Below are 23,069 nucleotides of genomic sequence, written 5' to 3' on the forward strand. Positions count from 1 at the left end.
CCCATACCTGTCCGAAAGCACGTGTGCGCCGCCTACGCTGCCTCCGTGACCACCTCTGACTACGCCACCTACATCGCAGGGCTCCCCCGTGTGCTGGCCGGGGCCGCCACCCTCTTCAGGGACGAGCGGGGACGGGTGCTGCTCGTGGAGCCGAACTACCGGGACGGCTGGACGCTGCCCGGTGGCACCGTCGAGTCCGGCGACGGCGAGAGCCCCCGGCAGGCCGCCCGCCGCGAGACGGCGGAGGAGATCGGCCTCGACATCGCGCCGGGCAGGCTGCTCGCGGTCGACTGGGCGCGCGGGGCCACCCGCCCGCCGATCGTCGCCTACGTGTACGACGGCGGCGTGCTGGCACAGGAGCAGTTCGACGCGATCCGGATCCAGGAGGACGAGCTCCTCTCCTGGAGGCTGGTGGACCGGGCCGACCTCGCCCGTCACCTGCCCGGCCGCCTCGGGCTGCGTGTCGGGGCGGCGCTGGTCGTGCTGGACTCCGGGGCGGGTACGGCGGAGCTGGAGGACGGCGTACGGGTCCCGGCGTGAGGGGTCAGCCCTGGGACTCCTGCGGCCTGGCGTCGGCCTCCCGCCGCGCGTCGTCCTGTGCGGCGGCCCGCGCCTCGGTGCGATGGCCGCGCGCGATGTAGTCGCGCACGACGAGCTCGACGGCGTCCTGCGGACTGCCGACGCCCGCGAGCACCATGACCTCCACGACGAGTTCCGCGTCCAGACTGACGGTGACCTTGGCCATGGCCCGGACCCTATGGGGTGCGGGCGGAAATGTCATCGCGCCGGGACCGGGCCGTCCGTAGGCTCGGGCCATGACTCTCGTCGCGATCCTCAGCGGCGCCGGCATCTCCACGGACTCCGGCATCCCCGACTACCGCGGGCCCCAGGGCCTCTGGCGGAAGGACCCGGAGGCGGAGAAGCTCGTCACGTACGACTTCTACATGGCTGATCCGGAGATCCGTCGCCGCTCCTGGCAGATGCGCCGTGCGGCCGCCACGCTGCACGCCGAGCCGAACGCCGCCCATCGCGCGGTGGCCGCGCTCGAGCAGTCCGGCACCCCGGTCCGGGTCCTCACGCAGAACATCGACGGACTGCATCAGAAGGCCGGGCTGCCGGCCCGCAAGGTCGTCGAGCTCCACGGCACCGCGCACGAGGTGGTGTGCACCCGGTGTCACGCGCAGTCAGCGATGGCGGACGCGCTGGCCCGCCTCGACGCCGGGGAGTCGGATCCGCCGTGCACGGTCTGCGGCGGGATCCTGAAGCCGGCGACGGTCATGTTCGGCGAGCGCCTGGATCCGCGGGTGCTCGCCGAGGCGATGGCGATCACGAAGGCGAGCCAGGTGTTCATCGCCGTGGGCACGACGCTCCAGGTGCAGCCCGCGGCCTCGCTGGCGGGGATCGCGGTGGAACACGGCGCACGGCTCGTCGTCGTCAACGCCGAGCCGACGCCCTACGACGAGCTGGCCGAGGAGACCGTGCGCGAGCCCATCGGGACGGCGCTGCCCGCGCTGCTGGAGCGGCTGTCCGGCCGGGCCTCGAGCGGCCCTCCGGCAGACCCTCACGCGCGGCCCTCGCCGTAGAAGCGCACGTAGTCGACCGACATCGTCGCGGGGGACGGCGTCGACGCGTCGGGAGGCCCGGGCCAGTCGCCTCCGACCGCGACGTCAAGCAAGAGGTGCATGTCCTGTTCGAAGACCCAGTCACGTGGTGCGGGCAGCTTCGACGGGGTGAGTGTGAAGTACGGCTTCCCGTCGACGGACCAGGTGATGCGGCGCGGCTGCTTGTCGACGGCGTAGGTGTGGAACGCCTCCGAGGCGTCGGCCGCGAGGGTGGCCGAGCTGCCGATGCCGTTCTCGTTGAAGTACGTGGGCCCGTGCGCGGTGCCGTACACCGTGCGCGGTTCCCCGCCGACCACCTCGCAGATGTCGAGCTCACCCTGGCCGGGCCAGTCGACCCCGTTGTCGCCCAGCATCCAGATCGCCGGCAGCAGGCCGGTGCCGGTGGGCATCTTCGCGCGGACCTCCACGCGTCCGCGGGAGAGCGCGACCTTTCCCTCGGTGGTCAGGCGGGCCGACGTCCAGCTGCAGAACTCCTGCGTGTAGCAGGGCAGCTCGGAGCCGGCCGAGGCGGGCCGGGCCGAGATCGCGAGGTGACCCGCGCCGTCGAGAGCGGAGTTGGCCGCGTCGTCCGTGTAGTACTGCAGCTCGTTGTTGCCCCACCCCTCGGCGTCCCGGTTCCCGGTCTCGGTCGTCCAGGACCCCTCCGGGGGACGGGTGGCCGCCGCTCCGTCGAACTCGGCCTGCCAGAAGGGCTCCTCCCGGGCGGAAGGAGGTTCCGTGGGCTCCGGAGCGGACCCGCATCCGCTCAGCAGTGCGCCGAGCGCAAGCACGAGTGCCGAGCGGGTCCGCCGCCCCGCCGCACCGCGCCTTCCGCGTGTCCGGCGCTTCACGCTCCCTCGCCGTCGAGTCCGGCCCTGATCCGCCGCGAGGGGCTGAACGCGTAGAGGTCGAGGATCTCGGGCGCGTCCGTCAGGCCGGGGCCGCCCTCCGACGCCCAGGTGGCGATGTCGGCGACGGCGTGCGGGTCGTTGACCAGCCCGAGCCAGACGGGGCGGCCACCCGCGCGGCGGCCCTCGGCGGAGGGCTGTACGACGATGACGTTGCCGTGCTCGCAGGCGTCCAGGCACTCCACCGCGCGGACGGTCGCGGCCCCGTCGAGGGACTGCCGCAGCTGCGCGAGCTGGCCCGCGTGGTCCACGCCGGGGATCTTCGGGGTGCCGCAGCAGCAGCCCCGGCAGACGCTCACCGTGGGACGGGACGGCCCGGGTCCGGCGGCCTTGCGCGGTCGGCGGCTCATGCGGGTGCGCTCCCGGGGACGGCACGGATGATCACCGTAGGACTCTACCGAGCTGCCGGTGCGCAGGTCCGGTGGGGTATCGTTGACGGCTGCGAAGGGGAGTAGCCCCGCAAACCGGTCGTCGACACACTGGAGCCTTCGGGTTCCCGGTGGCCGGGCTCGTAGATCCTTACGGGTGGGCGAGACCTTCGGTCAGGTATGACACGTCCGCGTCCTGCGGGCGCTGCCGTCATGCCGGGCCGGGTGGTCCTCCGAAAAAGCCCCTGTGGCGCTTCGCGGAAGGCCCGGGGCCCGGCTCTCACAGAAAGCCACCCGGAATGCATCTCGACCCCCTGGCGATCCTCACCGCCTTCGGGCTGATCTTCCTCGCGGAGCTCCCCGACAAGACCATGTTCGCGTCGCTGGCCATGGGCACGCGCATGCGCCCGCTCTACGTCTGGTTCGGCACGTCGTCCGCGTTCATCGTGCACGTCGCCATCGCCGTCGGGGCGGGCGGGCTGATCGGCCTGCTGCCCGACTGGATCGTCAAGCTGGTCTCCGCCGTCCTCTTCGCCTTCGGCGCCTTCATGCTGCTGCGCAGTGGCAGCGGTGACGACGACGAGGACGAGGAGATCAAGACCGTCACCGGCTTCTGGCCGGTCTACTCGACCGCGTTCATGGCGGTGTTCATCAGCGAGTGGGGCGATCTGACCCAGATCACCACCGCGAACCTTGCCGCGAGCAACGGCGCCTGGTCCACGGCCATCGGGTCGGCGATCGCCCTCATGTCGGTGTCCGCCCTCGCGCTGCTGGCAGGGCGGTTCATCGCCAAGCGGGTGCCGCTCAAGACGGTGCAGCGCATCGGCGGCCTGTGCATGCTCGGTCTGGCGATCTGGTCGGTCGTCGAGATCTTCACGAGCTGAGCGACGGCGGCGCGCCGGGCGGGGCCGGGTGCCGGCCCCGCCCGCCCGCTCGGAGCAGGACGCGTGGGGCCGGGTGCCCGGCCTCGTCCGCACCCGCCTCAGAACAGGACGGGCACCTCGTCCTGCGCCCCGCGCTCGAAGGCCAGGAGCCGCTGCTTGCGGTCCAGCCCGCCGCCGTACCCCGTCAGGCTTCCCGAGGCTCCGATGACGCGGTGGCAGGGAACGATGATCCCCACCGGGTTCTTGCCGTTGGCCAGGCCCACCGCGCGGGAGGCACCGGGCTTGCCGAGACGGCCGGCCAGTTCACCGTAGGAGCGCGTCTCGCCGTAGGGGATCCGCACGAGCTCGGCCCAGACGCCGCGCTGGAAGGCGGTGCCCTCCAGACGCAGCGGCAGGTCGAAGTCCGTCAGCTCGCCCGCGAAGTAGGCGTCGAGCTGACGTGCGGTCTCCCGGAAGGGCAGCGGATCCGGTGCGCCGAAGGTCTCCTCGGGCGGGCGGTGCCGTTGCCCGTTCATGTACAGACCGGACAGCACGCCGTCCGTCGCGACGAGGGTGAGTGCCCCGTACGGGCTGTCGATGACCGTGTGCTGCCTGGTCACCGTGGATGTGGCGGTCATGGTTCGCGTCCTCACGCCCTCAGGCGGGCAGATGGTTGATGGGATGGTCGTCGACGGCCCACAGATACTGCACCGCGTACGCACGCCAGGGGCGCCACCCGGCGGCGCGGGCGGTGAGCGCCGCGGGGGTCGCCGGAAGGCCGAGCTGTCCGGCGGACCTGCGGATCCCCAGGTCGGTGGCGAGGAAGGCGTCCGGGTCCCCGAGGGCCCGCATGGCGATGACCTCGACCGTCCAGGGGCCGAAACCGGGCAGCGCGGCCAGCTCCGCGCGGCTCCTCTCCCAGTCGGATCCCTCCCCCAGGTGCAGGGATCCGGCGGCGAGGGCGCTCACGAGCGTGGTGAGCGTGGCGCGGCGGCTGCGCGGCAGGGCGAGCGCCTCGGGGTCCAGTCCGGCCAGCGCGTCGGAGGTCGGGAAGAGGTGGGTCAGGCCGCCCTCGGGGTCCTCGACCGGCACTCCGTGGGCACGGACCAGGCGGGCCGCGTGGGTGCGGGCGGCCGCCGTGGAGACCTGCTGGCCGAGCACCGCGCGCACGGCGAATTCCGCCGCGTCGACCGTGCGCGGGACCCGCCGGCCCGGAGAGGCGTCGACCAGCGGGGCGAGCAGCGGATCCGAGCGCAGCTGTTCGTCCACCGCCACCGGGTCGGCGTCCAGGTCGAGGAGTCTGCGGCAGCGGCTGATGGCCTGGGTGAGGTCGCGGGGGTCGGTGAGCGAGAGCCGGCAGTCGATGTGGCCGGGCTGCGGGGACAACGCGACGATGCCGTGGCCGTGCGGGAGGGTGAGCGTGCGGCGGTAGGCGCCTTCACGCCATTCCTCGACGCCCGGGACGGCGGTCGCGGCCAGGTGCCCGAAGAGGTTGCCAGGGGTGAGCGGGGATCGGTAGGGCAGCCGCAGGGCGATGACGCCGGGGGAGGCACCCGGCGTCCGGGCGCCGCGTGCCGCGCGGGTGCGCATGTCGCCCGGGGCACGTGCGAAGACTTCGCGCACGGTGTCGTTGAACGTGCGGATGGACGAGAATCCGGCCGCGAACGCGACCTCGGCCATGGGCAGTTCGGTCGTCTCGATGAGGACCCGGGCGGTCTGCGCCCGCTGGGACCGGGCGAGCGCGAGGGGTCCGGCGCCGAGCTCGGCGAGGAGCTGGCGCTCGATCTGGCGTGCGGAGTACCCGAGCCGTGAGGCGAGCCCCGAGACACCTTCCCTGTCGACGACCCCGTCCTGGATGAGGCGCATGGCCCGGGCGACGGAGTCGGCGCGGACGTTCCATTCCGGGGAGCCGGGGCTGGTGTCGGGGCGGCATCGCTTGCAGGCCCGGAACCCGGCCTGCTGACAGGCCGCGGCGCTGGGGTAGAAGGTCATGTTGACGGCCTTCGGCGGGACGACCGGGCAGCTGGGCCGGCAGTAGATCCGGGTGGTCAGGACGGCCGTGAAGAACCATCCGTCGAAGCGGGCGTCCTTCGACCGTACGGCCCGCACGCAGCGTTCGGTGTCGGTGTGCATGGTCCAAGCATCGGGGACCGCGGGTCCTAAGGCTGGCGGAAATCCGACATGGACCTGCCGGGGAGTCACGCGTGGATCCGGCCCTCGTTCATCCCTTCGGTCCCGCCACCGAGCGGGCCGCAGCACTCCGTGGCGCGCAACTCTCCTGCACCGTTCAGGTCAGTGAACATTAATCATGTACAGAACTATTGACGTGCTCACGACACAACCCTACGGTTCAGGGAAAGCGCTTTCCACTCCTACCCCGTGGGTCGTCTACCGCACCACCTGTTCACACCCTCGAACGGAGGGCATCGGCGCGCCCGACATGAGGGACTGGAGACCCCCGAATCCGCCCGGCCCGCCGGCCCGGCCCCCTCCGGGGCCCTTCCGTGCCGGCCCGGCTCCCCCATCGGCATTCCCCGGATCCGCCGCTCCGGCCCCCCACTGGTCACTCCCCCAACCTGGAGACGAACGATGCAGAAGAAGAAGCCCGTCATCGCGTGCGTCAGCCTGCTGGCCGGCTCACTCGTGGCACTGTCAGGCACCATGGCGCAGGCCACGTCCGCTCCCGAGGCTGCGGCAGCCGGCACGAGTGCGGTCGGCGTCCCGGCGGCACCGGCAGCCGGTGCCCTGTACGTGGCGCCGGACGGCAGCGACGGCGCGGCCGGGACCGAGTCCGACCCGACGACGCTGGCCTCGGCGATCGGCCGCGTCACCTCCGGCGGGACGATCTACCTCCGCGGCGGGACGTACGCGCACTCCCAGACGGTCACCGTCCCGCCGGGCAACGACGGCTCGGCGGGCGCCCGCACGACACTGGCCGCCTACCCCGGCGAGCGCCCGGTCCTGGACTTCTCGGCGATGAGCGAGGACCCGGCCAACCGCGGGCTCGCCCTGAACGGCGCGTACTGGCACGTCGACGGCATCACCGTGGAGCACGCCGGTGACAACGGGATCTTCGTCGGCGGCAGCAACAACGTCATCGAGCACGTCGTGACGCGCTTCAACCACGACTCGGGCCTGCAGATCTCGCGGATCGCCTCCGACACCCCCGACGACGAGTGGCCCTCCGACAACCTCATCCTGAGCTCGGAGTCGCACGACAACGCCGACTCCGACGGGGAGGACGCCGACGGCTTCGCGTCGAAGCTCACCTCGGGCCCCGGCAACGTCTTCCGTTACACCGTGTCCCACAACAACATCGACGACGGCTGGGACCTCTACACCAAGACGGACACGGGCCCCATCGGCCCGGTGACCATCGAGGACTCCCTGTCCTACGACAACGGGACCCTCTCCGACGGGACGGTGAACTCCGACGGCGACCGCAACGGCTACAAGCTCGGCGGCGACGACATCGAGGTCGACCACATCGTCCGGCGCAACATCGCCTACAACAACGGCCACCACGGGTTCACCTACAACAGCAACCCCGGCTCGATGACGGTGTCGGACAACGTCAGCATCGACAACGCGGAGCGCAACTTCTCCTTCGACAAGGGCACTTCCGTGTTCCGCGACAACGTCTCGTGCCGCAGCGGTGACGGTTCCAACGACAAGACCGTGGGGGACGCCGACGGCTCGAACCAGTTCTGGACCGGATCGAACGGGTCGGGCTGCTCGGCGTACACCGGCGCGATGGACTGGTCCTTCGCGTCGGACGGCCACCTGGTCGTGACCTTCGGCGGCAACGAGGTGACGCCGTAGCCCGGTGGAGCGGTCCGGTGGCGGGCGCGAGACCCGAAGTCCCCTGACGGGCGGAGGAATCTCAGCCGGCCCGCACGGTCGGCCCGGGGCCGGCCGGTCACCAGGTCTCGTAGTGGCCGGCCAGGCCCTCGGCGCCCTTCTTCCAGAAGTGGGAGCCGTCCAGGTCGCCCGGGAGCTCCTCGATGAAGGCGTAGAACTCCTCGAGGGTCGGCTTGAGCGGCTCCCGGCATGGGCATGGGCATGGGCGTATCGCCGGGCCGAGCGTCGTTCCGCTCCTCATGTCTGCTGGTTCCAGGAGCTGTTGGCATGCCGGCGCGGCCCGGACACGGAGGTCCTTCCCTCCTGCCGGCGACACCGCCCCCGCGCCCGGCGGACCGCCACGATCATGACGGGGCACACGCATCCGCCCGCACGGAACGACGTCCGCCTTCGTCGGACAGGCACGGACCGGTGAGTCCGGGAAGCCGGAAACGCCGTCCGCATGTGAGGTTTCGGTCACCTTCAGGCAATGAAACATGCCGGAAACGCGACGGCGCCCTGCGCGAAACGCACGCCCGCAACCCTCGTCGGGCCGGACCCCACGCCGCCCCGAGGAGGGACCCTCTCTTGACCCCCGTGACCCTGGCCTCGGCACGCCTCGATACAGGCGACACCGCATGGCTCCTCGCCGCCACCGCACTCGTCCTGCTGATGACGCCGGGCCTGGCCCTGTTCTACGGCGGAATGGTCCGCACGAAGAGTGTCCTCAACATGCTGATGATGAGCTTCGTGTCGATCGCGCTGGTCACCGTGGTCTGGCTGCTCGCCGGCTACTCCCTCGCATTCGGCGACGACACCTTCGCCGGACTCATCGGCGGACTCGACCACGTGGGCATGGTCGGCATCGGACCCGACGACCTCACCGGCAGCGTCCCCACCCTGTTGTTCACGACCTTCCAGCTCACCTTCGCGATCCTCACCGCGGCACTGGTCAGCGGAGCGATCGCGGACCGTATGAAGTTCGCGGCATGGCTGGTCTTCGTACCGGTGTGGACGCTGCTCGTATACGTTCCCGTCGCCCACTGGGTGTGGGGACCCGGCGGGTGGATAGCGGACTCGCTCGGCGCCCTGGACTTCGCCGGGGGCCTGGTCGTGGAGATCACGTGCGGGGCGTCGGGCCTCGCCCTCGCCCTGGTGATCGGCCCGCGCATCGGCTTCCGGAAGGACGCGATGCGGCCGCACAACCTGCCGATGGTGATGCTCGGCGCGGGTCTTCTCTGGTTCGGCTGGCTCGGCTTCAACGGCGGCTCGGCGCTCGGCGCCAACGGTCTGGCCGCCGCCTCGGTCCTCAACACCCTCGTCGCCGGTTGCACCGGTCTGCTCGGCTGGCTCTTCGTCGAGCAGAAGCGGGACGGTCACCCGACCACCTTCGGCGCGGCGTCCGGCGCGGTGGCGGGCCTGGTGGCGATCACTCCCGCGTGCGGGACCGTCGGTGTCCTCGGGGCGGCCGTCGTCGGCCTCGTGGCCGGCGTCGTCTGCTCCTACGCGGTCGCGTGGAAGTTCCGGTTCGAGTACGACGACTCCCTCGACGTGGTCGGCGTGCACTTCGTGGGAGGCGTCGTCGGCACCCTGCTCATCGGGCTGTTCGCGACGGCCACGATGACCGGCGGCGTGGAGGGTCTCCTCTACGGCGGCGGAGCGGGCCAGCTCGCCCGGCAGGCCGTCGCCGTGCTCGCCGTGGCGGCGTACACCTTCCTGGTGACGTACGGGATCGGCAAGGCGATCGACCGGCTGATGGGCGTGCGGGCCTCCGAGGAGGAGGAACTCACGGGCCTGGACCAGACGGTGCACGCGGAGAGCGCCTACGATCACGGCGGCTTCGGTCACGCCGCCGCGCAGACGCCGGGCCACTCCGCACTTCGTTTCCAGGACAGGAGCACCGCCCCATGAAGCTCATCACCGCCGTCGTGAAGCCGCACCGCCTCGACGAGGTGAAGACCGCTCTGCAGGACCTCGGCGTGCACGGGATGACCGTCACGGAGGCCAGCGGATACGGGCGCCAGCACGGGCACACCGAGGTCTACCGGGGCGCCGAGTACCGGGTGGACCTGGTGCCGAAGGTCCGCATAGAGGTCCTCGTCGACGACGCGGACGCGGAGCCGGTCCTCGACGCGGTGGTCCGCGCCGCCCGGACCGGCAAGATCGGCGACGGCAAGGTGTGGGCGCTGCCCGTGGAGACCGTCGTACGGGTCCGCACGGGCGAGCGGGGCCCGGAAGCCCTCTAGCCTCTCCGGTCTCTCCGGTCTATTCGAGTCTCTCCGCAGCCGCCGCCTCGCCGCCCGCGAGCCGGCGGCTGCGGCGCGTGCGGCTGCGGCGCGTGCGGCTGCGGCCCGTGCGGCTGCGGCCCGTGCGGCTGCGGCGCGTGCGGCTGCGGCCCGTGCGTCAGGAGCCCGTTCGCGGACCCGCGGTCAGCATCAAGCCGTCCAGCAGCAGGTCGAGTCCGGTGACGAACTGGTCGCGGTCGTCGTGGTCACGCAGCTCCGGGGCGGCGCGGGTCAGGAAGGGGTAGTCGGCGGGATCGAGCCTCTCCCAGCTCTCGGCCGCCTGCGCGAGGAAGGCGTCACGGCTGGTGTCCGCGGGGACGGCGGTGCCGGGGGAGATGATCTGGGCGCCGACGCCGGTGATGTAGTAGGAGATCGCGGTGGAGACCGCGAACTGCCGTTCGGCGGGCAGCCCGGTCCGTGCGACGAGGGTGCCGATGCGGTCGAGCAGGCGCAGTGCGTTCGCCAGCGTGGCCGGGGCGGTGACGTGCGACGCCGCCCACGGATGCCGGTCGAGCGCGTCGAAGACGGAGACAGCGAGCGCACGCAACCCGGCCCCGGCGCTCTCCTCGGGACACGGCTCCGTCGCGAAGGCGTGACCGAGCACGTGATCGGCGGCCAGGGAGACGAGCTCGTCCTTGTTCGTCACGTGCCAGTACAGCGCGCCGGGCCCGGTGTCCAGTTGCTTGGCGAGCAACCTGAAGGTGAGACCCCGCTCGCCGAGCTCGTCCAGCAGCGCGACAGCCGCGCCGATGATCACCTCCTGCGAGAGGGCGTCGGCACGCCCCTTCCCGTCGGGCGCTCTTCCTCGTGTCCGTGGCATGCCGTCATTTTGACACACCCTGGATCGGTGTTCCATATTGCTTATGGAACACCGATCCAAATAGATGCCCGGGCAGTGCCCGGCGCTCCGCCCGCACGGAGAAGAGGAAGCCCATGACCACCAGCCACCACCCGATCGCCATCGTCGGCGCCGGCCTCGGCGGCCTGACCCTCGCCCGGGTCCTGCACGTCCACGGCATTCCGGCGACGGTCTACGAGGCCGACCCCTCGGCCCGGTCCCGCACGCAGGGCGGCCAGCTCGACATCCATGAGGACGACGGGCAGCGCGCGCTCGCCGACGCCGGCCTCACCGAGGAGTTCCTCGCGATCATCCACGAGGGCGCCGAGGCGCTGCGCGTGCTCGACCAGCACGGCAAGCTGCTCCACGACGAGCCCGACGACGGGACGGCGCGGCGGCCCGAAGTGCTCCGCGGAGAGCTGCGCGGGATCCTGCTCGACTCCCTGCCCGACGGGACGGTCCGGTGGGGGCACAAGGTCACCGGCGTCCGGCCCCTCGGTGACGGCCGCCACGAGCTGGCCTTCGCCGACGGCACGACCGTGACCACCGGCCTGCTCGTCGGTGCCGACGGCGCCTGGTCCAGGATCCGCCCGCTGGTCTCCGACGCCCGGCCCGAGTACATCGGCACCACCTTCATCGAGACCTACCTGTACGACGCCGACGAGCGGCACACCGCGGCGGCCGAGGCGGTCGGTGCCGGAGCGATGTACGCGCTGACCCGCGGCAAGGGGATCGTCGCGCACCGCGAGGCGGGGAACGTCCTGCACACCTACGTCGAGCTGACGCGCCCCGCCGAATGGATCGCCGCCATCGACTTCACCGATGCCGCCGCCGCGACCGCCCGGGTCGCGGCCGAGTTCGACGGGTGGGCGCCGGAACTCACCGCGCTGATCACCGACGGCGAGACCGCTCCGGTCGCGCGCATGATCCACACGCTCACGGACGGACATCGCTGGGACCGCGTGCCCGGGGTGACACTCCTCGGTGATGCCGCACATCTGATGCCGCCGTCCGGCGACGGCGCCAACCTGGCGATGTTCGACGGCGCCGAGCTCGCCAAGGCGATCGCGTCGCACCCCGGCGACATCGAGGCTGCACTCGCCGCCTACGAGGCGGCGCTGTTCCCGCGCACCGAGACCTTCTACGCCGATGCCCACGAGATGCAGGACCTCTGCCTCGGCGACCGCGCACCGTTCGGACTCATCGACCTCTTCACTGGTGCTCTCCAGGGCGAGGCAGGGGCGCAGGAGCAGGCCTGAGCCGGCCCGACGTCGGAACCCGTGCCGTCGCGCGCAGCATCCCCCGGAAACGTCTCGGCGTCCCGCGCCCCTCCTGAATCACGGAGCCGCAGTGCGTGACGGCCATGCGCGCCGGAGCCGCGGTGCGTGAAAGTCGTGCGCCTCTCACGCCGCCCTCAGGCGCCGCCACACCGCCTTCGCCGCGTGGTGCCCCGACATGCCGTGCACACCGGGGCCGGGAGGGGTGGCCGACGAGCAGAGGAAGACCGCGGGGTGGGCGGTGGCGTACGGCACGCGGGCGAGCTTGGGCCGGAGCACGGTCTGCAGCCCGGCGAACGCGCCGGTGGCGATGTCGCCGCCGACGTAGTTGGCGTTGCGAGCGGCGAGCCGGGGCGGCCCCGAGATCGCACGGGCCAGGACGAGGTCGCGGAACCCGGGGGCGAAGCGCTCCAGTTGGCGCTCGATGACCTCGGTCGCGTCTCCGTCCCAGCCGGCCGGGACGTGCCCGTACACCCAGAAGACATGGCGCCCTTCGGGGGCGCGGGTCGGATCGACGATGCTGGGCTGCGCGGTGATCAGGAACGGGACACTCGGGTCGCGCCCGGCAACGGCCGCGCGCAGGGCGGCGTCGATCTCGGCGGCGGAGGGCCCGACATGGACCGTGCCGGCCCGCCGGGCCTCCTCGGCCGTCCAGGGGACGGGGCCGGACAGCGCGTAATCGATCTTGAAGCAGGAGGGACCGTAGCGGTAGTGGTCGTAGGCGCCGCCGAGTCCGGCGATCCGGGCGAGCGCGGTCGGCGAGGTGTCGAAGATGTACGCGCGGGCGGGCGGGAGTTCGTCGAGGCGCTTGACCTCGACGCCGGTGCGGACGGTGCCGCCCTGGTCGCGGAGGAAGGCGGCGAGGGCGTCGGAGATCGCCTGCGATCCGCCGCGTGGCACCGGCCAGCCGTTCTCGTGCGCCGCGAGTGCGAAGAGCAGGGCGATCCCGGCGGTCGCGAGACCGCCGGCGGGTGCGATGGCATGGCCGGCGAGGCCCGCGATCAGACCGCGCGCCCTCTCTCCCCGGAACCGCCGGGAGAGGAGGGTCGCCGGCTGGATCGCGCCCAGCCCGAAGCGCGCCCAGCGGTACGGGTCGCGGGGCAGGCCGTCCCACGGGGTGCGCAGGAAGTCCTCGGCGAGGGTGTCCCAGTGGCCGGTGAACGGTGCGACCAGTCTGCGGTACGCGCCCGCGTCCTCCGGGCCGAGCGACATGGCGGTCTCCCCGACGGACCGGGTGAGCACCGCGGCGGAGCCGTCCGGGAAGGGGTGGGCGAGCGACAGCGGTGCCTGGAGCCATTCGAGGCCGTACCGGTCGAGCGGCATCGCCTTGAAGGCCGGAGATCCGATGCCCAGCGGGTGCACGGCGGAACAGGGGTCGTGGCGGAAGCCGGGAAGGGTCAGCTCCTCCGTGCGGGCACCGCCCCCGACCGTCTCCCCCGCCTCGAACACCTCCACGGCGAAGCCGCGGCGGGCGAGCTCGACGGCGGCGGTCAGCCCGTTCGGGCCCGCCCCCACGACGACGGCATCCAGCATCGACGGCACCTTCGGACTCCTTTGTCAGCCGGTGGCCAGGGCACCCAGGATATTCACGCGCGCCGACAACGGTCCCCCGGGTAACGTCCACGCCCGATGAACAACGCGTGCGCACCCTCACCGACCATCGCCGCGATGGCCTCCCGCCTCGCCCGGGTGTCCGGTGTCGAGGCCGTGGTCCTGGGCGGAAGCCGGGCCCGCGGCACCCACCGCCCCGACTCCGACTGGGACCTCGGTCTCTACTACCGGGGCACCCCGGACCTGGCGGCCCTCACCGCACTGGCGTCCGAGGCCCAGGGGTCACCGGTCGAGGTGGCGGGGCCCGGCGGATGGGGCCCCTGGGTGAACGGCGGGGCGTGGCTCACGGTGGACGGCGTCGCCGTGGACTGGATCCTGCGCGATCTGGACCGGGTGGAGTCCGTGTGGTCGGACTGCCGGGACGGCCGCTTCGAGGTGGGTGTCCAGCCCGGTCACCCGCTGGGCTTCTGGTCCCCCTGCTACGTGGGAGAGGTCGCCCTCGCCCGGGTGCTCCAGGACCCGGGCGGTCTGCTGACGCCCCTTCAGGAGGAGACGCACACCTACCCCGAGCCGCTGCGCCGCGCGCTGACCGGCGCCGCGTGGGAGGCGGACTTCTCCGTGGCCTCCGCCCGCAAGTCGGCCCCGTCCGGGGACACGCTCCATGTCGCGCTCTGCCTTTCGAAGGCCTTCGGGATCCTCGCCCAGGCCCTGCACGCCCACCACCGCACCTGGTGCCTCAACGAGAAGGGCGCGCTGGCCTCCGCCGCCGCCCTGCCGGACACCCCGGCGGACTTCGCGGACCGGGTGTCGGCGGCCCTGCGCGGCCTGGACGCGGCGGCGGTGGAGGAGGCAGCCGGCATCGTCCTCGGCGTACGGGCGGTGCTGGACGGCGGTGCCTCAGCCGGCGTCCGGAGCTGAGCCCTCCAGGCCGGTCCGCAGCGCCCGGAGGATCCGCCCGGCCGTCGCCTCGTCGCGGGCCGCGGTGAACGGCAGGTCGTTCCCGCCGGTGATGCGGTACGGAACGCCGGAGAGCGTCGACTGGGTGCCCCCCGCCTCGGTGACGAGGAGCAGCCCGGCGGCGTGGTCCCAGGCCAGCTCCCAGTTGAACGCGACCGCGTCCTGCGCGCCGCACGCGACAGCGAGGTACTCCAGCCCCGCCGAACCGCACGCGCGGGCGTCGATGCCCTCGGTGCGCAGGCCCAGCAGGGCGCGCTTCTGGGCGTCCGTGGTGTAGTCGGGGTGGGACATGGCCACCTTGAGCACCGCGCCGGGCGCGGGCGAACCGCTGCGCACTGTCGTGCCGTTGAGCGTGGCGCCCCGGCCCCGTACGGCGACGGCCATCTCGTCGAGGACGGGAGCGTACGTCCACGAGGCGTACACCTCTCCGTGCCGGGCGAGTGCCACCAGGGTGCAGAAGCCGGGCTGGCCGTGCACGAACTGACGGGTGCCGTCGACCGGGTCGACGATCCACACGGGGGCGTCGCCGGCGAGCGCGTCGTAGACCGCGGGGTCGGCGTGGACCGCCTCCTCGCCGACGACGACGGAGCCGGGCAGCAGCCGGGTCAGGGCCGCGGTCAGGTGCTCCTCGGCCAGCCGGTCCGCCGCGGTGACCAGGTCGTGCGGGCCGCTCTTCTCGACGATCTCGTGCGCGGCCAGCTGCCGGTAGCGCGGCATGATCTCGGCGGCGGCCGCCGCCCGGACCACCGCCTCCACCTCGGCCGTCGCCCCGGCGTGCCCGGCGGTCCCGTACAGGAAGTCATCGATCATGACTCCAGCTAAGCACGGCCCGCCGGGTTCACCCCGGGCAGGTGGTCAGCGGCCGACGGCGTATCCCTGCATCCCGCGCGGGTTGGCCGCGGCGGACAGGACGCCGGTCTCCGGGTCCCGGGCGACCGCGCACATCCGGCCCTCGGACCAGGGGTCGCCGACCGTGACGTCATGGCCGCGCCGGCGCAGCTCCTCGACGACCTCGGGGTCCATGCCCTCCTCGACGGTGACGCTGCCCGGGCGCATCCCGCGGGGGAAGAAGGAGCCGGGGAAGCTGTCGTTGTGCCAGTTCGGGGCGTCGATGGCGCCCTGGAGGTCCAGGCCGCCGCGGACCTCGGGGCGCAGGGCGACCGCGAGGAAGAAGTGCAGCTGCCACTGGTCCTGCTGGTCACCCCCGGGGGTACCGAACGCCATCACGGGGACGCCGTCGCGCAGCGCGAGGGACGGGGTGAGCGTGGTGCGCGGACGGCGGCCCGGGGTCAGCGTGTTCGGCAGACCTTCGTCGAGCCAGGCCATCTGCAGCCGGGTGCCGAGCGGGAAGCCCAGCTCGGGCACGACCGGGTTGGACTGGAGCCAGCCGCCGCTGGGGGTGGCGGCGACCATGTTGCCCCAGCGGTCGACGATGTCGAGGTGGCAGGTGTCGCCCCGGGTCGCCCCGTCCTTGGCCACGGTCGGCTCGCCCGCGCCGGCCACGGGGATGCCCATGGCGTCGAAGCCGGACTCGCCGGAGGCGACGGCGTGGGCGTGCGCGCTGAGGACCGGGGCGCGTCCGTCGGGGCTGCCGGGACGCAGCTCCAGGGAAGCGGTGTCCTTGATCAGGGCGCGGCGCTCGTCGTTGTAGGCGTCGGAGAGCAGGGTGTCGACGGGTACGCCGGCGGCGTCGCCGTACCAGGCCTCGCGGTCGGCCATCGCGAGCTTGCAGCCCTCGACGAGCAGGTGGACGTAGTCGGCGGAGCCGTACGCCGGGAGCTCGGCCGGGAGGAGGGCGAGCTGCTGGAGGAAGGCGGGGCCCTGGCTCCAGCCGGCCGCCTTGGCCAGCGTCCAGCCGTTCCAGTCGTACGTGGCGGGGGCCTCGTACCCGGCGGACCAGTCGGACAGGTCGGCGGCGGTGAGGGTGCCGGTGTGGCGGGTTCCGCTGGTGTCCATGGTGGGGACGGCGGCCTGGCGGACCAGGGCCTCGGCTATGAAGCCCGTGCGCCAGACCTCGCGGGCGGCGTCGATCTGCGCGACGCGGTCCTCGCCGCCCTTCTCCTCCGCCTCGTCCGTCAGGCGGCGCCAGGTGGCGGCGAGGGCCGGGTTGCGGAACAGCTTGCCGGGCTCGGGCGCCTTTCCGCCGGGGAGGTAGACCTCGGCGGAGGTCGGCCACTCCGTCTCGAAGAGCTCGCGGACGGTCTCCACGGTCTGGCCGACGCGCTCGACGGGCGCGTGACCGTCCTCGGCGTATCCGATCGCGTACCGCAGGACCTCCGCGAGGGTCCTGGTCCCGTGGTCGCGCAGCAGCAGCATCCAGGCGTCGAAGGCGCCGGGCACGGCGGCGGCGAGCGGTCCGGTGCCCGGGACGAGGTCGAGGCCGAGCGAGCGGTAGTGCGCGGCGGAGGCGCCCGCGGGGGCGGGGCCCTGGCCGCACAGCACCTGCACGTCGCCGTCCTTCGGCGCGACGATCATCGGGACCTCGCCGGCCGGGCCGTTGAGGTGCGGTTCGACGACGTGCAGGACGAACCCTGCGGCGACGGCCGCGTCGTAGGCGTTGCCGCCGTCCTCCAGGACGGCCATCGCGGACTGCGAGGCGAGCCAGTGGGTGGAGGACACCATGCCGAAGGTGCCCTGGAGGGTGGGGCGGGTGGTGAACACGGGTGCGGCTCCTTGCTGCGGCGTGCGGGGTCTGTGGTGCTTCGCGGATCGTACGTATCCGGGGACGGGCCCGGGCCGGGAGGTCAGGCGGCCGCGTCCGGGGCGGTGCCGTCGTCGTCGACGAGGTGGCAGGAGACCTGCCGGCCGCCGGGGATCTCGCGCAGGGCGGGGATCTCGGTGCGGCACCGGTCGACGGCGAGCGGGCAGCGGGTGTGGAAGCGGCAGCCGGGCGGCGGGTCGAGCGGGCTGGGCAGTTCGCCGTGCAGCACGATGCGCTCCCGGGAGCGCTGGGCGACGGGGTCGGGCACCGGGGCGGCGGAGAGCAGTGCCTGGGTGTAGGGGTGCTTGGGGGCGGCGAACAGCTCGGCGGTCGGGGCCTGTTCGACGATCTGCCCGAGGTACATCACGGCGATCCGGTCGGCGAGGAATTCGACGGCGGCCAGGTCGTGGGTGATGAACAGGCAGCCGAAGCCCCGGTCGCGCTGGAGGTCGGCCATGAGGTTGAGTACGGACGCCTGGACCGAGACGTCGAGCGCCGAGGTGGGTTCGTCGGCGACGACGAGGTCGGGGTCGCAGGACAGGGCGCGGGCGATCGAGATCCGCTGGCGCTGCCCGCCGGACAGTTCGTGCGGGTGACGGTCGGCGTGCTCGGGCCGCAGGCCGACCTGGCCGAGCAGCTGCTCGACCCGCTCCCGTACGGCTGCTCTGTTCTGTCGGCGGTCCCGGCCGTGGAGCCGGATGGGCTCGGCGATGATCTGGCCGACGGTCATCCGCGGGTCGAGCGAGGACGAGGGATCCTGGAAGACCAGGTGGAAGTCCTTGCGCAGGGGGCGCAGCGCGCGGCGGGAGAGGTGACTGACGTCGGTGCCGTTGATGTGGACGGTGCCGGCGGTGGGTTCGTCGAGGCGCACGGCGCAGCGGCCGACGGTCGACTTGCCGCTGCCCGACTCGCCGACGAGGCCGACGACCTCGCCGCGGCCGATGGCGATCGAGACGCCGTCGACGGCGCGGACGGTGCCGCCACCGGAGGCACCGAAGTGCCGTTCCATGCCGCTGATCTCCAGCACCGGGGGGCGCGGGGCGTCGGCCTCGCGCGGGGCGGGGACGGCCTGTGCGGTGGTCACTTTCCGGCCTCCTGGTCGGGTCGCGCTTCGAGGTCCTCGGGGCGCGCGGGGGTTTCGGGGGCGGCCTTCGCCGGCTCCGTCCCGCCGGTGCCTGCGGCGTACGGGTGCCAGCAGGCGGCCCGGTGCGGCGCGTCCGCTCCGGCCTCCGGGTCGATGGCACGGAAGCCGGGGCGGCTGCCCGTGCACGTGTCGTCGGCGCGGGAGCAGCGGGGCGCGAAGGTGCAGGCGTCGGGCTGGCTGTCCAGGCTGGGGACGAGGCCGGGGATCTCCGGCAGCCGCCGCTTGCCCTCGCCGCCGGGCCGCAGCACGGCGCCGAGCAGACCGCGGGTGTAGGGGTGGCGCCCGGAGGCGAACAGGTCGTGCACCGGGGCCTGTTCGACCGCGCGGCCGGCGTACATCACGAGCACCCGGTCGGCGGCGTCGGCGACGACACCCAGGTCGTGGGTGACCAGGACGATGGCGGTGCCGAGGCGCTCGCGCAGGGACTGGAGGACTTCGAGGATGCCGGCCTGCACGGTGACGTCCAGGGCGGTCGTCGGTTCGTCGGCGATGAGGACGGCCGGGTCGCAGGCCACCGCGATGGCGATCATGACGCGCTGCCGCATGCCGCCGGAGAGCTGGTGCGGGTACTCGTCGACACGGCGTGCCGGTGCGGGGATGCCGACGAGTTCGAGGAGCTCCACGGCGCGGGCCTTGGCGTCCTTCCGGCTCAGCCCCTGGTGCCGGCGGAGCACTTCGCCGATCTGCCTGCCGATGGTGAGGACCGGGTTCAGCGAGGTCATCGGCTCCTGGAAGATCATCGCGATGTCCTTGCCGCGGACCTTCTGGAGCTCCTTCTCCGGGGCGCCGACCAGCTCGCGCCCGCCGAGCCTGATCGAGCCGCCGATCCGGGCGGTCGGCGGGAGCAGGCCCATGGTGGCCATCGAGGTGACGGACTTGCCGCACCCCGACTCCCCCACCACGGCGAGGACCTCGCCGGGCGCCAGGTCGTAGGAGACCCCGTCGACGGCGTGCACGGTGCGGGTGTCGGAGTGGAAGGAGACCGACAGGTCGCGCACGCTCAGCGCCGGCTCGGCCGCCGCCTTCCGCGCGGGTTCGAGAACGGTCGCGGTCATCGGGTCGCTCCTCGGGGGTCCAGGACGTCGCGCAGCCCGTCGCCGAGCAGGTTGAAGGCCAGCGTCGCCGCGACGATCGCGAGGCCGGGGAAGACGGCCAGCCAGGGTGCGGGCGCCAGGAAGGACTGGGCGCCGGAGAGCATCACGCCGAGCGAGGGGTCGGGCGGCTGGACGCCGAGGCCGAGGAAGCTCAGCAGCGCCTCGCCGATGATCGCGGCGGGGATGCCCACGGTCGCCTGGACGATCAGCGCGGAGGTGGCGTTGGGCAGGATGTGCCGGAAGAGGACGGTGCCGTCACCGCCCCCGTTGGCGACGGCCGCGGCGACGTAGTCGACGTGCTTGAGCCGCAGGGTCTCGGCCCGGGTGATCCGGATGACGGCGGGGATCTGCGAGATCCCGATGGCGATGGTCGCGTTGGTGAGCGACGGGCCGAGGATCGCGGCGAGTCCGACGGCGAGCACCAGGAAGGGGAACGCCAGCATGGTGTCGGTGAGACGGGAGACGGCGGTGTCCGCGAACCGGCCGTAGTACCCGGCGAGCAGCCCCAGCGGTACGCCGACGAGGAAGGCCAGCACGACGGCGACGAGGCCGACCTGCATGGAGGCGCGGGCGCCGTGGACGATGCGGGAGAGCTGGTCGCGGCCGAGGTCGTCCGTGCCGAGCCAGTGCGCGGCGCTGGGCTCGGCGAGCACGTTCCCGAAGTCCGGCTGCGAGGGGTCGTACGGGGCGATGAGCGGGGCGAGGAGGGCCGTGAGGATGAAGACGGCGGCGATGACCGCGCCGGTGAGCGCCAGCCGGTTCCGGCGCAGGGCGCGCAGCTTGCCGCCGCCGGACTTCCGGCGGCTCGCCCCGGGTGGGGTGGGGAGCACTGTGGTCGCGGTGGTCACCGGGCACCTCCGAGCCGGATGCGCGGGTCGATGACCGAATAGACCACGTCGACCAGCAGGTTGATGAGGATGTACGCGGCGGAGGTGCAGAGCACCACGGCCTGGAGTGTCGCGTAGTCGCGGGTGAAGACGGCGTCGATGGTGAGCTTGCCGAAGCCGGGGAGGACGAAGATCTGCTCGGTGACGACGGCCCCGGAGATCAGGTGCCCGAGCTGGAGACCGAGCACGGTCACCACCGTGACCAGCGAGTTGCGCAGCGCGTGCCCGCCGACGACGGTCGTCCGGGAGAGGCCCTTGGCACGGGCGGTGCGTACGTAGTCGGCCGAGAGCGAGTCGAGCATCGCGGCCCGGGTCTGCCGCATCACGACGGCGGCGAGGCCGGAGCCGAGCACGATCGCGGGCAGCACCATGCGGCGCAGGTTGTCGAACGGGTCGGTGCCGAAGGGCACGTATCCGGAGGCGGCGAAGACCGGGATGGCGATGGCGAATCCGAGCACGAGCACGATGCCGAGCCAGAAGGTCGGGATGGAGAGGCCGATCAGCGCGATGGCGTTGGCGAGCCACTCCTCCGGCTTCCCGCGCCGCACGGCGGCGACCACTCCGGCGCCGATGCCGACCACGATCGCCAGGAGCAGGGAGAGCGCGGCCAGTTCCAGCGTGACGGGCAGGGCCTGCCCGATCGCGTCGGCGACGGGGAGGCCGGTGCGGGAGGAGGTGCCGAGGTCGCCGGTCAGGGCGTGCCCGATGAACCGCCCGTACTGGATGACGACGTTGTCGTTCAGTCCGTAGCTCTCCCGGATCGCCGCGAGAGCCTCGGGGCTGCGCTCCTCACCGGCCAGCGCGAGCGCCGGGTCGCCGGGCAGCGCCCGGATGCCGGCGAAGACGACGACGCTGACGAGGAAGAGGGTGATGAGGGACTGACGCAACCGCGTCAGCAGGTACTTCGTCATCGGGTGTACCCCGCATTCTTGACCCGGACCAGTCCGTCGCCGTAGACGTGGATGCCCGCGATGTCCTTGCCGGCGACGACGTAGTTCTTCTGCCGGTAGAGGTAGATCAGCGCGTGGGCGTCCTGGACGCGCCGGGTGAGTTCTTCGTAGATCCGGGTGCGCCGGGCGGGGTCCGCGACGCTGCGGCCCTCGGCGATCAGCTTGTCGATCTCCGGTTCGCCGAGGCCATAGGCGTTCATGGCGCCCGCGGTCTTGAGGAAGTTGGAGACGTTGCCGTCCGGGTCGAGCCGGCCCGACCAGCCGCTGGTGAAGACGTCGTAGTCTCCGCCGTCGGTCTCCGCGAGCATCGTGGCGTACTCGGTGGGCCGCAGCGACAGCTCGAAGCCGGCCTCCTTGACCATGGCCTGGAGCACCTGCCCTACCCGCCCCTGTTCCGGGGTGGTGGACGTCTTCAGCTCGATCCTCACCGGGGTCTTCACCCCGGCCTCCTTCAGCAGCTTCTTCGCCCGGTCGACGTCGCGCCGCGGGCAGTCCTCCGGCTCGACGCCGGGGGCGATGGCGGACTGCGGGGAGATGGGGCCGCAGGCCGGCTCGTACATGCCCTGGAAGACGACCCGGTTGAGCAGATCGCGGTCGATGGCCAGCTCGAAGGCCTCCCGGACGCGGACGTCCCGGGCGAGCGGGGTGTCGAGCTTCCCGGGCTTCTGCCCGAGGCCCTTCACGTTGCCGACGTTGATCCCGATGCCCTGGTATCCGAGCGAGGGCGAGTTGAACAGCTGGAGCTTCGGCTCGGTCAGAGCGCTCTGTACGTCGACGGGGGCCATCTGGTCGCCGACCTGGAGGTCTCCGGAGCGCAGGTTCGCGAGCCTGACGTTGCCGTCGGGTATCGGCTTGTAGACGACGCCGTCCAGGTGGACCTTGTCGGCGTCGTAGTAGTGGGGGTCCTTCCTGAGCACGATCCGGTCGCCGCCCACGCGTTCGACGAAGCGGAAGGGGCCGACGCAGGAGGGGTGGTTGGTGAAGTTCTTCCCGTACTTCTTGAGCGCGGTCGGTGACATCACCATCCCGGCCCGGTCGGCCAGCACGCCGGTGAGCGGTACGTACGCGTGGTCGAGCGTCAGGCGGACCGTGAGCGGTCCGGTGGCCTCGGCCTTGCTGACCGGGGCCAGTTCCGTGCCGCGCGCGGATCCGGGGAGATCACGGTGGCGCAGCAGAGAGGTGACGACCGCCTCGGCGTCCATCCGGGTCCCGTCGCTGAACTCCAGCCCGGGGCGCACCTGGATGGTGACTGTACGGCCGTCGGCCGAGGTGGTGGGGAGCGACGCGGCGAGCTGCGGCACCAGGGTGCCGTCCTCGTCGATGTCGTAGAGCTTCTCGCACATGCCCGCGAAGACCGTGCGGCCCACGAGGGTCTGCGCGAGGCTGGGATCCAGTTTGTCCGGGTCCGAGTTGAGAGCGACGGTGAGTGTCCCGCCGTCGCGTACGGACCGGTCGTCGGTCATGCGCACACCACCGACTTCGGTCGCCGAGGACTGCAACGACGCGCAGCCCGAGGTGAGGGACACCAACAGAACCGCCACCAGGGCGACCGCTTTTCGGCGCACGGGGGCCTACCTCCCGCCAGGGGTGATCAAGGAATATCGCAGACCGTATTTCGCATACAGTCCGCAAGGCAAGAGCTCCGCTCACATAGCGGACAGGATTTACCTGACGATCGGATAACGAGCACCGGACCTCCGCGGCAAGGACCACCCGTATGGCGGCTCACGGCGGGGCGTCCGGGCCCGACGGACCCGGGCACGGCGGCTCCCGTCACGCCGCGCGGCCGTACACAAAGCGGAGCA

The 23,069-nt window shown here is 72.5% G+C and carries 23 protein-coding genes; 8 read left to right on the plus strand and 15 right to left on the minus strand.

The window, feature by feature from the left end; genetic code table 11:
- Positions 1-45: 45 nt before the first annotated feature.
- On the plus strand, positions 46-540 hold the full coding sequence (locus ACFUNE_RS21110) for an NUDIX domain-containing protein (protein WP_383569992.1): 495 nt from the start codon (positions 46-48) through the stop codon (positions 538-540).
- A gap of 4 nt (positions 541-544) precedes the next feature.
- Here ACFUNE_RS21110 and ACFUNE_RS21115 read toward each other — a convergent pair whose 3' ends face one another.
- Positions 545-745 carry a type II toxin-antitoxin system VapB family antitoxin gene (locus tag ACFUNE_RS21115; protein WP_383569995.1) on the minus strand — a complete coding sequence of 67 codons (201 nt, stop codon included), beginning with the start codon at positions 743-745 and terminating at the stop codon, positions 545-547.
- A gap of 70 nt (positions 746-815) precedes the next feature.
- On the opposite strand from ACFUNE_RS21115, the gene ACFUNE_RS21120 reads away from it, so the two are divergent.
- Positions 816-1,583, plus strand: a complete 768-nt coding sequence (locus ACFUNE_RS21120; protein ID WP_383569998.1) for an NAD-dependent deacetylase — start codon at positions 816-818, stop codon at positions 1,581-1,583.
- On the opposite strand, the gene ACFUNE_RS21125 is transcribed toward ACFUNE_RS21120, so the two are convergent.
- Together ACFUNE_RS21125 and ACFUNE_RS21130 are read right to left on the minus strand one after the other, a co-directional pair.
- Positions 1,562-2,452 carry a family 16 glycosylhydrolase gene (locus ACFUNE_RS21125; RefSeq protein ID WP_383570001.1) on the minus strand — a complete coding sequence of 297 codons (891 nt, stop codon included), beginning with the start codon at positions 2,450-2,452 and terminating at the stop codon, positions 1,562-1,564. The genes ACFUNE_RS21120 and ACFUNE_RS21125 overlap by 22 nt on opposite strands.
- Entirely contained in the window at positions 2,449-2,859 is a 411-nt protein-coding gene (locus ACFUNE_RS21130; RefSeq protein WP_383570004.1) for a (2Fe-2S) ferredoxin domain-containing protein, read from the minus strand. Before ACFUNE_RS21130 ends, ACFUNE_RS21125 begins: the two co-directional genes overlap by 4 nt.
- Positions 2,860-3,176: 317 nt before the next feature.
- Between ACFUNE_RS21130 and ACFUNE_RS21135 the strand changes: the two genes are divergently transcribed.
- Positions 3,177-3,761, plus strand: a complete 585-nt coding sequence (locus ACFUNE_RS21135) for a TMEM165/GDT1 family protein (RefSeq protein ID WP_383570007.1) — start codon at positions 3,177-3,179, stop codon at positions 3,759-3,761.
- 98 nt (positions 3,762-3,859) lie between these two features.
- On the opposite strand, the gene ACFUNE_RS21140 is transcribed toward ACFUNE_RS21135, so the two are convergent.
- Positions 3,860-4,378 carry a methylated-DNA--[protein]-cysteine S-methyltransferase gene (locus tag ACFUNE_RS21140; protein WP_383570010.1) on the minus strand — a complete coding sequence of 173 codons (519 nt, stop codon included), beginning with the start codon at positions 4,376-4,378 and terminating at the stop codon, positions 3,860-3,862.
- 19 nt (positions 4,379-4,397) lie between these two features.
- The gene (locus ACFUNE_RS21145) at positions 4,398-5,873 is read right to left on the minus strand and encodes an AlkA N-terminal domain-containing protein (RefSeq protein ID WP_383570013.1); all 1,476 of its coding nucleotides are present in this window, start codon (positions 5,871-5,873) and stop codon (positions 4,398-4,400) included.
- A gap of 456 nt (positions 5,874-6,329) precedes the next feature.
- Between ACFUNE_RS21145 and ACFUNE_RS21150 the strand changes: the two genes are divergently transcribed.
- Entirely contained in the window at positions 6,330-7,562 is a 1,233-nt protein-coding gene (locus tag ACFUNE_RS21150) for a right-handed parallel beta-helix repeat-containing protein (RefSeq protein WP_383570016.1), read from the plus strand.
- Between the two features lie 97 nt (positions 7,563-7,659).
- Here the strand turns inward: ACFUNE_RS21150 and ACFUNE_RS21155 are convergent, their stop codons facing one another.
- Entirely contained in the window at positions 7,660-7,842 is a 183-nt protein-coding gene (locus tag ACFUNE_RS21155; protein WP_383570018.1) for a hypothetical protein, read from the minus strand.
- A gap of 326 nt (positions 7,843-8,168) precedes the next feature.
- Between ACFUNE_RS21155 and ACFUNE_RS21160 the strand changes: the two genes are divergently transcribed.
- Both ACFUNE_RS21160 and ACFUNE_RS21165 read left to right on the plus strand, forming a co-directional pair.
- Positions 8,169-9,491: an ammonium transporter gene (locus ACFUNE_RS21160; RefSeq protein WP_383570021.1), complete on the plus strand. Its 1,323-nt coding sequence runs from the start codon at positions 8,169-8,171 to the stop codon at positions 9,489-9,491.
- Positions 9,488-9,826 carry a P-II family nitrogen regulator gene (locus ACFUNE_RS21165; RefSeq protein WP_383570024.1) on the plus strand — a complete coding sequence of 113 codons (339 nt, stop codon included), beginning with the start codon at positions 9,488-9,490 and terminating at the stop codon, positions 9,824-9,826. The genes ACFUNE_RS21160 and ACFUNE_RS21165 overlap by 4 nt, the downstream gene beginning before the upstream one ends.
- A gap of 157 nt (positions 9,827-9,983) precedes the next feature.
- Here ACFUNE_RS21165 and ACFUNE_RS21170 read toward each other — a convergent pair whose 3' ends face one another.
- Positions 9,984-10,685 (minus strand): TetR/AcrR family transcriptional regulator C-terminal domain-containing protein, encoded by a 702-nt coding sequence (locus ACFUNE_RS21170; RefSeq protein ID WP_383570027.1) that lies wholly within the window; start codon positions 10,683-10,685, stop codon positions 9,984-9,986.
- A gap of 113 nt (positions 10,686-10,798) precedes the next feature.
- Between ACFUNE_RS21170 and ACFUNE_RS21175 the strand changes: the two genes are divergently transcribed.
- Complete coding sequence (locus ACFUNE_RS21175; protein ID WP_383570030.1) at positions 10,799-11,962, plus strand: FAD-dependent oxidoreductase; 1,164 nt, start codon at positions 10,799-10,801, stop codon at positions 11,960-11,962.
- Between the two features lie 144 nt (positions 11,963-12,106).
- Here the strand turns inward: ACFUNE_RS21175 and ACFUNE_RS21180 are convergent, their stop codons facing one another.
- Complete coding sequence (locus tag ACFUNE_RS21180) at positions 12,107-13,522, minus strand: phytoene desaturase family protein (RefSeq protein ID WP_383570033.1); 1,416 nt, start codon at positions 13,520-13,522, stop codon at positions 12,107-12,109.
- A gap of 87 nt (positions 13,523-13,609) precedes the next feature.
- On the opposite strand from ACFUNE_RS21180, the gene ACFUNE_RS21185 reads away from it, so the two are divergent.
- The gene (locus tag ACFUNE_RS21185; protein WP_383570036.1) at positions 13,610-14,449 is read left to right on the plus strand and encodes a nucleotidyltransferase domain-containing protein; all 840 of its coding nucleotides are present in this window, start codon (positions 13,610-13,612) and stop codon (positions 14,447-14,449) included.
- Here the strand turns inward: ACFUNE_RS21185 and ACFUNE_RS21190 are convergent.
- The 7 genes from ACFUNE_RS21190 to ACFUNE_RS21220 all read right to left on the minus strand — a co-directional run bounded on the left by ACFUNE_RS21190 (position 14,429) and on the right by ACFUNE_RS21220 (position 22,829).
- The gene (locus tag ACFUNE_RS21190; protein ID WP_383570039.1) at positions 14,429-15,298 is read right to left on the minus strand and encodes an inositol monophosphatase family protein; all 870 of its coding nucleotides are present in this window, start codon (positions 15,296-15,298) and stop codon (positions 14,429-14,431) included. The two genes, ACFUNE_RS21185 and ACFUNE_RS21190, sit on opposite strands and share 21 nt — an antisense overlap.
- Before the next feature lie 45 nt (positions 15,299-15,343).
- A complete protein-coding gene (locus ACFUNE_RS21195; protein WP_383570042.1) occupies positions 15,344-17,149 on the minus strand; it encodes a gamma-glutamyltransferase family protein in 1,806 nt (601 codons plus the stop codon).
- 83 nt (positions 17,150-17,232) lie between these two features.
- On the minus strand, positions 17,233-18,198 hold the full coding sequence (locus ACFUNE_RS21200; RefSeq protein ID WP_383570315.1) for an ABC transporter ATP-binding protein: 966 nt from the start codon (positions 18,196-18,198) through the stop codon (positions 17,233-17,235).
- A gap of 71 nt (positions 18,199-18,269) precedes the next feature.
- Positions 18,270-19,388, minus strand: a complete 1,119-nt coding sequence (locus ACFUNE_RS21205; protein WP_383570045.1) for an ABC transporter ATP-binding protein — start codon at positions 19,386-19,388, stop codon at positions 18,270-18,272.
- The gene (locus ACFUNE_RS21210) at positions 19,385-20,275 is read right to left on the minus strand and encodes an ABC transporter permease (RefSeq protein ID WP_383570047.1); all 891 of its coding nucleotides are present in this window, start codon (positions 20,273-20,275) and stop codon (positions 19,385-19,387) included. The genes ACFUNE_RS21205 and ACFUNE_RS21210 overlap by 4 nt, the downstream gene beginning before the upstream one ends.
- Positions 20,272-21,225: an ABC transporter permease gene (locus ACFUNE_RS21215; RefSeq protein WP_383570050.1), complete on the minus strand. Its 954-nt coding sequence runs from the start codon at positions 21,223-21,225 to the stop codon at positions 20,272-20,274. The genes ACFUNE_RS21210 and ACFUNE_RS21215 overlap by 4 nt, the downstream gene beginning before the upstream one ends.
- Positions 21,222-22,829, minus strand: coding sequence for an ABC transporter substrate-binding protein (locus tag ACFUNE_RS21220; RefSeq protein WP_383570053.1), 1,608 nt, complete (start codon positions 22,827-22,829; stop codon positions 21,222-21,224). Before ACFUNE_RS21220 ends, ACFUNE_RS21215 begins: the two co-directional genes overlap by 4 nt.
- Positions 22,830-23,069 lie beyond the last annotated feature (240 nt).

It is taken from the genome of Streptomyces sp. NPDC057287, assembly GCF_042667905.1.
Lineage (GTDB): Bacteria > Actinomycetota > Actinomycetes > Streptomycetales > Streptomycetaceae > Streptomyces.

Coding starts and splice junctions, on each gene's coding strand:
- ACFUNE_RS21115 (WP_383569995.1), bottom strand. CDS start 745: ATGGCCAAGGTCACCGTCAGTCTGGACGCGGAACTCGTCGTGGAGGTC.
- ACFUNE_RS21120 (WP_383569998.1), top strand. CDS start 816: ATGACTCTCGTCGCGATCCTCAGCGGCGCCGGCATCTCCACGGACTCC.
- ACFUNE_RS21130 (WP_383570004.1), bottom strand. CDS start 2,859: ATGAGCCGCCGACCGCGCAAGGCCGCCGGACCCGGGCCGTCCCGTCCC.
- ACFUNE_RS21135 (WP_383570007.1), top strand. CDS start 3,177: ATGCATCTCGACCCCCTGGCGATCCTCACCGCCTTCGGGCTGATCTTC.
- ACFUNE_RS21140 (WP_383570010.1), bottom strand. CDS start 4,378: ATGACCGCCACATCCACGGTGACCAGGCAGCACACGGTCATCGACAGC.
- ACFUNE_RS21145 (WP_383570013.1), bottom strand. CDS start 5,873: ATGCACACCGACACCGAACGCTGCGTGCGGGCCGTACGGTCGAAGGAC.
- ACFUNE_RS21150 (WP_383570016.1), top strand. CDS start 6,330: ATGCAGAAGAAGAAGCCCGTCATCGCGTGCGTCAGCCTGCTGGCCGGC.
- ACFUNE_RS21155 (WP_383570018.1), bottom strand. CDS start 7,842: ATGAGGAGCGGAACGACGCTCGGCCCGGCGATACGCCCATGCCCATGC.
- ACFUNE_RS21165 (WP_383570024.1), top strand. CDS start 9,488: ATGAAGCTCATCACCGCCGTCGTGAAGCCGCACCGCCTCGACGAGGTG.
- ACFUNE_RS21170 (WP_383570027.1), bottom strand. CDS start 10,685: ATGCCACGGACACGAGGAAGAGCGCCCGACGGGAAGGGGCGTGCCGAC.
- ACFUNE_RS21175 (WP_383570030.1), top strand. CDS start 10,799: ATGACCACCAGCCACCACCCGATCGCCATCGTCGGCGCCGGCCTCGGC.
- ACFUNE_RS21185 (WP_383570036.1), top strand. CDS start 13,610: ATGAACAACGCGTGCGCACCCTCACCGACCATCGCCGCGATGGCCTCC.
- ACFUNE_RS21190 (WP_383570039.1), bottom strand. CDS start 15,298: ATGATCGATGACTTCCTGTACGGGACCGCCGGGCACGCCGGGGCGACG.
- ACFUNE_RS21200 (WP_383570315.1), bottom strand. CDS start 18,198: ATGGAACGGCACTTCGGTGCCTCCGGTGGCGGCACCGTCCGCGCCGTC.
- ACFUNE_RS21205 (WP_383570045.1), bottom strand. CDS start 19,388: ATGACCGCGACCGTTCTCGAACCCGCGCGGAAGGCGGCGGCCGAGCCG.
- ACFUNE_RS21215 (WP_383570050.1), bottom strand. CDS start 21,225: ATGACGAAGTACCTGCTGACGCGGTTGCGTCAGTCCCTCATCACCCTC.